General features: G+C 41.3%; 6 protein-coding genes. All 6 read left to right on the top strand.

Features of this window, described 5'->3' with window-relative positions; genetic code table 11:
• Nucleotides 1-7: 7 nt before the first annotated feature.
• Nucleotides 8-2,092 carry a DUF1302 domain-containing protein gene (locus NFU46_RS02335; protein ID WP_175082023.1) on the top strand — a complete coding sequence of 695 codons (2,085 nt, stop codon included), beginning with the start codon at nt 8-10 and terminating at the stop codon, nt 2,090-2,092.
• A gap of 12 nt (nt 2,093-2,104) precedes the next feature.
• On the top strand, nt 2,105-3,469 hold the full coding sequence (locus tag NFU46_RS02330) for a DUF1329 domain-containing protein (protein ID WP_175078403.1): 1,365 nt from the start codon (nt 2,105-2,107) through the stop codon (nt 3,467-3,469).
• 124 nt (nt 3,470-3,593) lie between these two features.
• A complete protein-coding gene (locus NFU46_RS02325; protein WP_251599300.1) occupies nt 3,594-4,598 on the top strand; it encodes a YCF48-related protein in 1,005 nt (334 codons plus the stop codon).
• On the top strand, nt 4,598-6,922 hold the full coding sequence (locus NFU46_RS02320; RefSeq protein ID WP_251599297.1) for an RND family transporter: 2,325 nt from the start codon (nt 4,598-4,600) through the stop codon (nt 6,920-6,922). The genes NFU46_RS02325 and NFU46_RS02320 overlap by 1 nt, the downstream gene beginning before the upstream one ends.
• Nucleotides 6,923-7,134: 212 nt before the next feature.
• Nucleotides 7,135-11,973 carry an NAD-glutamate dehydrogenase gene (locus NFU46_RS02315; RefSeq protein ID WP_062564475.1) on the top strand — a complete coding sequence of 1,613 codons (4,839 nt, stop codon included), beginning with the start codon at nt 7,135-7,137 and terminating at the stop codon, nt 11,971-11,973.
• A 114-nt stretch (nt 11,974-12,087) separates the two neighbouring features.
• On the top strand, nt 12,088-13,098 hold the full coding sequence (gene pyrD / locus NFU46_RS02310) for a quinone-dependent dihydroorotate dehydrogenase (protein WP_251599294.1): 1,011 nt from the start codon (nt 12,088-12,090) through the stop codon (nt 13,096-13,098).
• Nucleotides 13,099-13,114 lie beyond the last annotated feature (16 nt).

Here is a 13,114-nt window from a genome sequence, read left to right as displayed (position 1 = left end):
GAACACAATGATAAAACGATCGCTTTTTGTTAAAAACAAAATAGCTTTGGGACTCGCGGCGGCTACACTCGGACTCTCAAGCACATCTTTGCATGCGGCAAATTTTGAGTTAGGTGACTTCGATATACGTTTTGACTCTAACTTCTCTTATGGCCAAAGCATTCGTGTTGAAGACCGAGATTTTCAACATATAGGTAAGAGTAATAATCCTTCATTTGACTGGACGGGTTATCATTCTGCTTTAAATCCAATTTATTCTTCTGCTGATGTATGGAACCAACCTGGTGCATACTCAAATAATGGTGATGCAGGTAACCTCAATTTTGATAGTGGTGATTCATTCTCAAAATTATTAAAAGGTAACCATGAGTTATCAATTAGCAAAGATAATTTTGGTTTCTTCACTCGCTTTATGTACTTTTACGACTTTGCCTTGATGGATGGTGATTACGCTTATAGCAATCCAACATCAGGTAACAAAGTAGACCCATGTGACGATGATGACACAAAAGAACAAGTGTGTGCTGATTTACGTTTACTAGACGCTTATGTATGGGCAAACTTTGATTTAAATGAAGGCCGTAACCCGCTGTCTATTCGTTTAGGCCAACAAGTTGTGAACTGGGGTGAGAGTACCTTGATTTCTCATGGTATTAACGTTAACCCAGTTGATATCGATCGTTTAAAAGCGCCAGGTGCAGAGTTAAAAGAAGCTTTCATACCTGTTGGTATGCTTTGGGCATCACTAGGCATCACAGATAATTTAACGCTAGAAGGTTTCTACCAATATGAATGGCATGAAACACGTCTTCCAGCGGCTGGTACATATTTCTCGACGAACGATTTCGCGTCAGAAAATGGTTATCAGCAAAATATCCAATTGGGCTTCACGTCTAACCCGGATATCGATTTAGCATTCTTAACTGAAAGCTTGAATAATTTAGATGACATTGTTCGCTCGCAAGGTGTTGATCCTACATCAGCACAAGGCCAAGCAATGATGGCGCAAATGTACTTAGCTTACCCAACCAAAGTGGCGTTAAAAGGCAAAGGTGGTGCAGGTAAAAACGAGCCAGACGATGGTGGCCAGTATGGTTTACGTTTAGGTATGTACTTACCTGAATTAAACGACACTGAAGTGGCGTTATACCACATTAACTATCATAGCCGTCGTCCGGTAATTTCTGGTCAGGTATCAAACTTCACTGATGCGGCAATCGCTGCTGATATCGGTATGTTATTAACAACAGATATCACAGAAGATAATGTAACTAATCTTCAAGCATTCACTAAAGGCCAGTTACAATACCCTGAAGATATTAAACTGTACGGTCTTAGCTTCAATACATCAGTAGGCGAAACGGCACTTGCTGGTGAATTTGCATTCCGCCAAGATGAGCCTCTACAAATTGATGACGTAGAGCTGTTATATGCGGGTATGCCAGAGCAATTAGCAGTTGCAGGTATTCGCCCTGACTTTGCTGGTATTTCACAAATGAGCCCAGGCGATGCTACAAGCGTTGTAGGCCCTGGTGAAGTAGCACAAGGGTTTATCCTACGTAACACTGCACAATTACAATTTACAGCTACACACCTATTTGGCCCTTCACTTGGAGCTGATAGCTGGGCGGTAGTTGGTGAAATTGGTGGTGTACGCATTAACGATATGCCAGATTACGATGAGCTTCGTTTAAATGTTGCTGGTACTGGTCGAAGCGGTATTATGCAAGGCCCATTAAGTGATGATTATTCAACACTGCACTTAGGTCTTTCTAATGGTCCTGAAACGAACCCGTTCCCAACGGCTTCTGCGTGGGGTTATCGTTTAATTGCGAAAGGTGATTATTATAACTTCTTCAGTGGTGTTAACTTCTCACCACGTTTTGTGTTCTCGCACGATGTGAATGGTATTACACCTGATCCAATGTTCTTATTTGTTGAAGATCGTAAATCGCTCGGTGTAACCATGAACTTCAACTATCAAAATGCGTGGTCGTTCGACTTTAGCTACAACTCATTCTGGGGTGGTGGCGCAACGAATACTTTCTCTGACCGCGATTATGTATCTTTTAATATTAAATATTCAATCTAAGGGTAAATTATGATTATTAGAAAACCTACCCTCATTGCTGCAGCATTTTGTGGCGTTTTCGCAAGCTCAAGTGTACTTGCAAAAATTACCGCTGATGAAGCGGCACGTTTAGGTAAAGATTTAACACCTATTGGCGCAGAAAAAGCTGCGAATAAAGACGGTTCTATCCCAGCTTGGGATGGTGGTATCACAACACCACCTGCTGGTTATAAACCGGGAATGCATCATCCTGATCCGTATGCTGATGATAAAATCTTATTCACGATTGATAAATCGAATGTAGCTGAGTACAAAGATTTCTTAAGCCCAGGTCAAATTGAATTATTCAATACTTATCCTGATACGTTTAAGATGAACATCTATCCAACACGTCGTAGCGCGTCTTATCCTCAGTTTGTATATGATGCAACTAAAAAGTATGCAACGACAGCTGAGTTAGTAGAAGGCGGTAACGGTATTAAAAACACTGCTGTGGGTGTTCCGTTCCCAATCCCTAAAGATGGCTTAGAAGCTATTTGGAACCACTTATTACGTTTCCGTGGTTTATCAATTGAGCGTTCTGGTGGTCAAGCAGCACCAACAGCATCTGGTTCATATAACTATGTAGGTTTTGATGAGCAACTGTTAGTTGAGTATTCATCACCTGAAGCAACGCCTGAAAAGCTACAAGAATCTAATATCTTGTTTAAGTTTAAGCAAAAAGTAACTGAGCCAGCGCGTCTTGCCGGTACTGCGTTATTAGTTCATGAAACAATGGACCAAATCTTAACGCCACGCCAAGCATGGACATACAACTCAGGTCAGCGTCGTGTTCGTCGTGCACCTAATGTTGCCTATGATGCACCGGGAACAGCAGCTGATAGCTTACGTACGACTGATGACTTTGATATGTTCAACGGTTCTCCAAATCGTTACAACTGGACATTAAAAGGTAAGCAAGAGCTTTATATTCCTTATAACAGCTATAAGCTTCACAGTGACAAACTTAGCTACGATGATATTCTGCAAGCAGGTCATATCAATCCTGAACATGTTCGTTATGAAAAACACCGTGTTTGGGTAGTTGAAGCGAACCTGAAAGAGGGCACGCGTCATATCTATAAAAAACGTGTTTTCTATATTGATGAAGATAGCTGGCAAGTACATGTAACGGATATCTATGATAACCGTGATCAAATGTATCGTGTAGCGATGGCGCATGGTCTTAACTACTATGAAGTACCAACTCATTGGAGTACATTAGAAGTTTACCATGACCTTAACTCTCGTCGTTATTTAGCAATTGGTTTAGACAACCAAGAAAAAATGTATGATTTCTCACAATCATTCAACGATAACGAGTTTACTTCAAGCGCATTACGTCGCGAAGGTCGTTAATCAAATTAAGGCACCTGACCCCAGGTGCCTTTTTGCAATTCGCGTAAGTCATCAGTACACGCAATAGATTTCTCAGTGGCTTTTTTGACTTCTCTTTTTATTTTTTCGAAGGCGATTTATCTTTATGAAGTATTTGCTTTATGCCTGTCTTGCTTATAGTGCTTCATGTTTTGCTCAAGACATGCCTATGCCGCAACAAGCGATTAGCGCTGTTAACGCAAACAAAACTCTTCTCACCGACATTGAACTAGCTGGCCCAAATCTCATTGCAGTTGGCAAACACGGTGTGGTTATCACAAGTACAGACGCTCAAACTTGGCAACAAGCCAGTGTGCCTACTCAAGTGCTGCTAACAGCCGTTGATTTTTATAATAACGATTTAGGCTGGGCATGTGGTCATGATGCAACCATCATTAATACCGTGGATGCAGGAAAAACCTGGCAGTTACAACAATCTTTACCAAACATGGATAAGCCATGTTTAGACATTTTATTTACAACTGACAAACAGGGCTATGCAGTTGGTGCATACGGAATGTTTTTTGAAACTAACGATGGTGGCCAAACTTGGCAGAAACGTTTTTTAGATAGTCTGTTATTTGAAGAAGACCGTGAATACCTAAATGATTTAAAAGACAGTGACCCAGAAGGCTATGAAATTGAAACTGCTTCAATACTGCCGCATTTTAATCGCATCGTTAAAACTGAGGAGAGTCTATTTCTAGCCGGTGAAATGGGTTTAATGGCACAAAGTTTCGACAATGGTCAAACATGGCAGCGTCTTGAAGAGATTTATATGGGCTCTTTCTTTACGTTTGCGTCAACTGCAGATCAAGGTGGTGAAGATCTAGTTGCAGGCCTTCGAGGCAACATTTTCACTCGCCAAGCAGGCAGTGATCAATGGCAACAAATACCACACGACAATTATGCAACCGTGAATAGCGCGATTAAATACAACAACCAGTGGTTATTATTTGCCAACAGCGGGGTGATTTTCCAAATTGAGGATGGCCAATTATCAGAACAACAAATGGCTGATGGTAAATCGTTACTTGATGGTGTCGTGTTTCAAGACAAACTAATTATGGCTTCAGAAAATGGCATTAAAGTGAAGGAGTTGAATCCGTAATGCGTGGTTTTTTAGATATTTTAGAAAGAGCGGTGTTTCGTCATCGCTTATTCGCAATTATTTCCTTTGCTTTGATCACCAGTTTCTTACTATTCAAAGCAACACAAATTCAATTAGACGCGTCGTTTAATAAAAATATTCCGCTTAATCATGACTACATGAAAGTTTACACCAAACATGAAAAACAGTTCGGTGGCGCTAACAGCATTTTGATTTCTGTCTGTGATGCAGATGGTGATATTTTTAATGAGGAATTTTTCACTCAACTTAAAGCAGTTCATGATCAGCTTTACTTTATTCCGGGTGTAAATCGTCCGTTAGTTAATTCAATCTTCGCACCGAGTGCGCGTTTTGTTGAAGTGGTTGAAGATGGTTTTGCTGGCGGTCCAATTATTCCAGCAAACTTTACCGCTGATAAACGTGGTCTTGCGGTTGTAAAAGAAAACATTGAAAAAGCAAAAGTCGTTGGTCGCATGATTGCAAGCGACTATTCGTGTGCAATGGTAACCGCTCAGCTACTCGAGACTGATCCGCAAACGCAAGAAAAACTCGACACTTTAGCGTTTGCAGAAAAGCTAGAAACACAAGTTCGTGAACCGCTAAGTACTGACAAGGTCAGTATTCATATTATTGGTTTTGCAAAAATGGCAGGGGATGTAGCAGAGGGCGCTAAGGGCGTACTGCTATTCTTTGCTATTGCCATTGCTTTCACATTCGTAATGGTTTGGCTGTTCTGCCACTCTTTAAAACTGACTATTTTACCAATTGCCTGTTCAATCATCGCTGTTGTTTGGCAGTTAGGCTTGCTTTCAAGCTTAGGCTTTGGTTTAGACCCTATGTCAATTTTAGTGCCGTTTTTAGTGTTTGCGATTGGTGTAAGCCATGGCGTGCAAATGATTAATGACATCGGTAAAAAAGTGTCTACGGGTAGTTCAACTCGGATTTGTTGTCAGGCAAGCTTTAGAGCACTTCTGATCCCAGGTGGTATTGCACTGCTATCAGACACAATTGGTTTTTTAACCTTACTCACCATTGATATTGGTATTATTCGTGAACTTGCTATCACAGCGAGTTTGGGTGTAGCGGTAATTATTTTCACCAACTTAATTTTATTACCTGTATGGGCTTCGTACATGCGCTTTGAAGGCTCTGTGCATATTCAAGCAGGGACCCACACAGACAAACCAAATCTATTAGACAAGTTACGCGAGCTATTAGTAAAAGCGACAGATCGTAAAACGGCAGGTTTCATTATCGCCTTTACGGCTGTGTTATTTGCAGTGGGTTACTGGCAAGCTGACAAAATGCGTATTGGTGACTTGCATGCTGGTGCGCCATCTTTGCACCAAGATGCCCGCTATAACCAAGACACCTTTTTGATATCTGATAAATACACCATTTCATCAGATATCCTAAAAGTGATTGTAGAAGCGTATCCTGCTGCGTGTACTGAGCATGATGTTATGGAGCGTATTAGTCGTTTCCAATGGCAGATGGAAAACGTTGCAGGGGTACAATCGGCTGTGAGCTTAAGCTCAGTTGCGCAATCTGTGAATGCCGGCTTCAACGAAGGTAACTTAAAATGGCAAAGCCTGCCGCGCAATACGGCAAGTTTAGTGCAAGCTACTTCACGCGTTGAAACAAGCTCAGGTTTACTTGATGGTAACTGCTCTGTAATGCCTGTGATTATTTTCTTAAATGACCACAAAGCAGAAACAATTGACCATGTGGTAGCTAAAGTTAAAGAGTTTGCTAAGGCTGAAGAAACCGATGAATTAAAGTTTAAGCTAGCGTCAGGCCCTGTCGGTGTAATGGCTGCAACTAACGAGTCGGTATCGGCTGCACAGCTACCTATGATGCTTTACGTTTACGGCGCCGTAATCCTGCTATGCTTAATTAGCTTTAGAAGTGTTAAGGCAACGGTCGCGGTTGTATTACCTCTGTACATCGTATCAACCTTAGCGCAAGCATTGATGGTACAACTTGAAATTGGTTTAACAGTGTCGACATTACCAGTTATCGCTTTAGGTGTTGGTATCGGTGTCGATTACGGGATTTACATACTTTCATCAATGATGGGGCAGCTAAAACAAGGTGTGGCACTGGAAGTGGCTTATCGTAATGCATTAGCAGAGCGTGGTAGTGCAGTGCTGTTCACAGGTATTACCTTAGCCATTGGTGTTAGCACATGGATTTTCTCTGATCTGAAGTTCCAAGTAGATATGGGTATTCTTCTGACCTTCATGTTTTTGGTTAACATGTTGGGTTCAGTACTACTTTTACCTGCAATTGGTAGCTTCCTCTGGACTGACCAGAAAAAATAATGTGAATAATTGTGCTCCAATATGGCCAGTAATGGCCATTTATATCTATATTTTGTGAATAGATGACCAAATAGCTGAAAAGCTTAAAATGATTTCATCGAAAAGGCTGTTTATTAGCTGTAAAAGAGTTAGAATTTACCTGACTCCACGCTAATAAATGGCTGTACAAATATTCTACTAATCGATAAGTAGTATAGATTAAGGAACATACAATGACACGAAATGAAGGGCAAGCCTCGGTTATCTTAGATAATGTCTGTAAGCTGATCCAGAAAAAAGTTCACGCTGATAATGTGTTACTCGTTGAGAAATTCGCCAAAGCCTTGTACAGCAATATGTCTAAAGAGGATTTGGCTCATCGCAACGATAGTGACTTATATGGCGCTGCACTAAGCCTATGGAACTCGCTAGAAAAAAATAATTCTGATGACGCGGTTGTCCGTGTTTTCAATCCTGAAGTAGCAAAAGATGGCTGGCAGTCATCGCACACTATTGTTGAAATCATCGCGAAAGACATGCCTTTCCTCGTTGATTCTGTGCGCATGGCCATGACTCGCGCAAACATCGCTTCTCACTTATTACTTCACTCTCCGCTGAAAATCCAACGTGATAAAAATGCTAAAATCACCGGTATTTCAAGCTTAAAAGCAGAGCAAGAATCAACGTCGACAAAAACTGTGTTCTTTATCGAGATTGATCGTCAAACAGATGCAAAAGTGATTGAGTCTTTCAAAAAAGAACTTGAGTCTGTGTTAGTTGACGTATCAATCGCTGTAGAAGATTGGCAGCCAATTCGTGAAAAGCTTATAGCGGTTACGAAAGACTTACCAAAACGCCACCATAATAATAACGAAAGCGAAGTTGCAGAAACGGTAGAGTTTTTAGACTGGTTAGCTAAAGATAACTTTACGCTAATGGGTTACCGTGAGTATGAACTTTCGCCAGTGCAAGGTGATTACCAGTTAAAAGGTAAAAAGGGTACTAGCCTTGGTCTAATGAAAAACACAGACGAAGAGCATAGCCGCTTACTTTCTGAGTTACCTGAAGTAGCGCGCCAAGAAGCGCGAAGCAGCAACTTATTAATTTTAACGAAAACAAATTCAGTGTCTCGTGTACATCGACCTGCATACATCGACTACGTGGGTATTAAGCGTTTTGATGATGAGGGCAACGTAATTGGTGAAGATCGCTTCCTTGGTTTATTCTCATCAAGCTTTTACAACAACAGCGCCGCTGATGTACCTGTACTGAAAAGTAAGATTAACCGCATTATGGAAATGTGTGACTTTGCTAAAGGCACCCATGCATACAAAGCGGTATTAAATATTTTAGAAACGTATCCACGTGATGAGCTTGTGCAAGCACGTGAAGCTGAACTACTTGAAGTTGCCATGGGCGTATTACAAGTACAAGAGCGTGATATGTGCCGTATTTTTGTGCGTAAAGACGCATATGGCCGTTTCTTCTCTTGCATGGTTTATGTACCGCGTGAGCGCTATAACACGGCACTACGTCGTGAAACGCAACGTATCTTAGCCAATGCATTTAATTCTGACGACAAAGTCGAATTTACTACTTTCTTCTCTGAGTCAACATTAGCCCGTACACATTACACGGTGCGTGTGACTGACAATAATATTGAATATAACGTGAAAGACATCGAAAACAACCTAATTGAAGCTGCCCGTACTTGGGAAGATAGACTCCAATCTGCACTACTTGAAAGCGCAGGTGAAGCACGCGGTAAAGAACTAAACCGTAAATATGCACAAGCGTTTGCAAGTGCGTATAAAGATCAGGTTTTACCAAGTGCAGCGGTTGTTGATATTGAAAAGCTAGAACTTCTAAACGACGAGAACAAACTTGAGATGTTGTTCTACCGTCCACAAGAAGAAGCAAACACCAATGTTGTTCGTTTAAGCTTATTCCATAAAGATGTGCCAATCCACTTATCTGACGTAATGCCGATGTTAGAAAACTTTGGTTTACGCGTAGTGGGTGAAACGCCTTACTCAGTGAAAACGACTGACGGTAAAGTTAATTGGATCATGGACTTCACCATGCTAATTGACAACAAGGGCATTGCTGACTTTGATAAAGTCTCAGCGCGTTTCCGTGCAGCGTTAACGAACGTGTGGAATAACCGTTTAGAAAATGATGGTTTCAACCGTTTAGTATTAATGGGTGGCTTAACAGGTCGTGAAGCGTCTATTCTTCGTGCCTACGCAAAATACATGCGTCAAATTGGTGTAACTTTCTCGCAAACTTACATCGAAAGCACATTTGCAAATTACCCACACATTGCATCGCAAATCGTTAATTTATTCACTAAAAAGTTCTCAGTTAAGAACCCTGGTAGTGAGAAGACACTTGAGAAGCTAGTTGCACAAGTTAATCTTGAACTAGAAAACGTAGCAAACCTAGATGATGACCGTATCATCCGTTTATACGTTGATATGATCAATGCAACTCTTAGAACGAACTTCTTCCAAAAAGAAGCGGATGGCCAATTTAAGTCATACGTATCGTTCAAAGTTCAGCCTTCTATGATCCCTGAAATGCCATTACCACTGCCTGCGTTTGAGATCTTTGTATACTCGCCGCGCGTTGAAGGTGTTCATTTACGTGGTGGTAAAGTTGCTCGTGGTGGTTTACGTTGGTCTGACCGTCGTGAAGACTTCCGTACTGAAGTACTGGGCCTTGTTAAAGCGCAACAAGTTAAAAATACGGTTATCGTGCCAGTCGGCTCAAAAGGTGGTTTCGTATGTAAACAACTACCGACAGACCGTGAAGCATTCTTCAAAGAAGGCCAAGAGTGTTACAAGATTTTCATCCGTGGTTTATTAGATATCACAGATAACATTGAACGTGGTGAGATTGTGCCACCAGTTGATGTTGTTCGTCATGATGAAGATGACCCGTATTTAGTTGTTGCTGCCGATAAGGGTACTGCGACTTTCTCTGATATTGCTAACGGCATTGCAAATGAATATAACTTCTGGCTAGGTGATGCATTCGCATCGGGTGGCTCAGTAGGTTACGACCACAAGAAAATGGGTATCACTGCTAAAGGTGCCTGGGAATCTGTTAAGCGTCATTTCCGTGAAATGGATATTGACTGTCAAACAACTGATTTCACTGTGGTGGCAATCGGCGACATGGCGGGTGACGTATTTGGTAACGGTATGTTGCTTTCTAAGCACATTCGCTTACAAGTAGCGTTTAACCACATGCACATCTTTGTTGATCCAAATCCAGATGCAGCGACATCTTACCCAGAGCGTGAGCGTTTATTTAATTTACCGCGTTCTTCTTGGGAAGATTACAACAAAGACCTTATTTCACAAGGTGGTGGTATTTTCTCTCGTGCGGCTAAATCAATTAGCTTAAGCCCAGAAATGAAGAAAATGCTTGGCACTAAGAAAGCGAGCATGACACCTAACGAGTTAATCAAAGCAGCTCTAATGATGGAGTTTGATTTACTTTGGAATGGTGGTATCGGTACTTACATCAAGAACTCTAAAGAGACTGATGCTGATGTGGGTGACCGCGCGAATGATGCACTTCGTATAAACGGTTCTGAGCTTGGTGCGAAGATCCTAGGTGAGGGCGGTAACTTAGGTGCGACTCAATTAGGTCGTATCGAATTTGCGGCTAAAGGCGGTCGTGTTAACACCGACTTTATCGATAACGTAGGTGGTGTTGCGTGTTCAGATAACGAAGTAAACATCAAAATCTTACTTAATGGCCTAGTTGCTGAAGGTGACTTAACACGTAAACAGCGTGATGAGTTACTTTATTCAATGACTGATGAAGTGTCTGAGTTAGTATTGAAAGACTGTTATCGTCAAACGCATACCTTATCGATTACTCAATCAAAAGGTACTTCAACGCTTAAAGAAAAAGTACGTTTCATCCATGCCCTTGAAAAAGATGGCAAACTTAACCGTGCAATCGAGTTCATTCCAACGGATGAAGAACTTGCAGAGCGCGCAGCAGCGGGTAAAGATTTAACTCGTCCAGAGCTTTCTGTACTTGTTTCTTACGCGAAGATGGTTCTTAAAGAGTCTCTAGTGGTTGATGAAATCACTGAAAACCCTTACTACCGTCAGTTATTAGTTAAGTCGTTCCCTGTGCCACTTCGTGAGAAGTTCAACGATGCAATGGATAACCACCCACTTCGTAAAGAGATTATTGCAACGAAACTTGCAAACAACATCGTTAACGATATGGGTCTTAACTTTATGGTTCGTATGCACGAAGAAACAGGTGCTAACGAAGCTGAAATCGCACTTTGCTACTCAATTGCAAAAGAAGTGTTTCAGATGCCAGAAACATGGTCATCGATTGTTGCACTTGATAATAAGATCCCAGCAGCTGTACAAACAGAAATGCTATATCAATTACGTCGTACGGTTCGTCGTGCAACACGTTGGTTCTTACGTCATCGCAATAAAGCACAAACAATTGAGCAAGCAATTGAATTCTTTGCACCAACATTTGCTGATTTAAGTGAAAACTTAAACAGCTACATGGTTGAAAAAGAAAGCGAGCGCCTAGTTAAAGCGGCAGATAAGCTAATTGACAGCAATGTACCAAAAGCACTTGCAACACGTATTGTGTCACTATCAAGCTTATTCTCTGTAATGGACTTAGCTGAAATTGCTAACAATTCAGAGCGTAGCATTGATATGGTTTCTAACACCTACTTCAAGCTAGGTGCGCGTATGGGCTTACATTGGTTCCTTGACCAAATCACCAACCAACCAGTTGCGAACCACTGGCAAGCACTTGCTCGTGCTTCTTACCGTGAAGAGCTAGATTGGCAACAACGTACATTATCAGCTGTGGTACTTAATAGCTTTGCTGCAGACAGCAAAGACATTGATGCACAAATTGATGAGTGGATGGATAACCAAGATCTACTATTACAACGTTGGAAGCAGATGCTATCTGAGTTTAAAACATCGCAAAGCCATGATTTTGCGAAGTTCTCAGTGGCACTTCGTGAACTAATGTTGTTAAGCCACAACTGTGACACTTCCAAATAAGTGAAAAGTAGTTAAAATACATACCCCAGCTCGCTGGGGTATTTTTTTGCCCTTAATTTGCAATGGTCCGTTTATAAACGGCTACCTTGTTTATTTTTACCTAAGGAACAAACCATGTTTTATGATCTAGCTCGCCGTTTTATGTTTACCCGTGATGCGGAGTGGGCTCATGAATTTGCACTTAATAATTTACGCCGATTTGCTCATACGCCATTGAGTGCTGCGTGGTCTCAATCTGTCCCTAATAAACCCGTCAATTTTCTAGGTTTAGAGTTTAAAAACCCAGTAGGTTTAGCGGCAGGCTTAGATAAAAATGCCGAGTGTATTGATGCATTTTCGCAAATGGGTTTTGGTTTTGTAGAAGTAGGTACTGTTACACCACGTCCGCAAGCGGGTAACGATAAACCGCGAATTTTCCGCTTACCTGAATCAAATGCGATTATTAACCGCATGGGCTTTAACAATAAGGGCGTTGATAACCTAGTTAACAATGTTAGAGCAGCGAAATACGACGGTATTCTAGGTATTAATATTGGTAAAAATAAAGATACACCAAACGAGCAGGGTAAAGATGATTACATTCACTGTATGCGTAAAGTATTTGAGCATGCATCGTATATCACAGTAAATATTTCTTCACCGAATACCCCAGGTCTTCGTGATTTACAGTACGGCGAAGCGCTTGATGACTTATTGCAAAGCTTAAAGAATGAACAACTTGATCTAGTTGCTAAACATAACAAACAAGTGCCTATGCTAGTTAAGATCGCCCCTGATCTTGATGAAGTACAAATCGGCCAAGTTAGTGAGTCATTGATCAACAATAAGATCGATGGTGTTATTGCTACAAACACCACACTTGAGCGTGCAATGGTACAAGGTCAACAATACGCAAATGAAGCGGGTGGTTTATCAGGCCAGCCTGTGCGCAAGCGTTCAACCCACGTGGTTAGTGAACTTAAGCGCTTAACCGAGGGTAAACTACCTATCATTGGTGTGGGTGGCATCGATGATGCTGATTCGGCAAAAGAAAAATTTGCAGCAGGTGCAGACCTTGTACAAGTTTACACTGGTTTCATTTATAAAGGCCCAGAATTGGTAAAAACGATCCTAAACAGCTTATAAGGATCAGTTATCTAAG

Origin of the sequence: Pseudoalteromonas sp. NCCP-2140, from assembly GCF_023708065.1 — a bacterium.
Classification (GTDB): Bacteria; Pseudomonadota; Gammaproteobacteria; order Enterobacterales; family Alteromonadaceae; genus Pseudoalteromonas.
This window is presented reverse-complemented; position numbering and strand designations above follow the sequence as displayed.

Excerpts from the sequence above, each read along its gene's own strand:
- NFU46_RS02335 (WP_175082023.1), top strand. The coding sequence starts at position 8 with ATGATAAAACGATCGCTTTTTGTTAAAAACAAAATAGCTTTGGGACTC.
- NFU46_RS02325 (WP_251599300.1), top strand. The coding sequence starts at position 3,594 with ATGAAGTATTTGCTTTATGCCTGTCTTGCTTATAGTGCTTCATGTTTT.
- NFU46_RS02320 (WP_251599297.1), top strand. The coding sequence starts at position 4,598 with ATGCGTGGTTTTTTAGATATTTTAGAAAGAGCGGTGTTTCGTCATCGC.
- NFU46_RS02315 (WP_062564475.1), top strand. The coding sequence starts at position 7,135 with ATGACACGAAATGAAGGGCAAGCCTCGGTTATCTTAGATAATGTCTGT.
- pyrD (WP_251599294.1), top strand. The coding sequence starts at position 12,088 with ATGTTTTATGATCTAGCTCGCCGTTTTATGTTTACCCGTGATGCGGAG.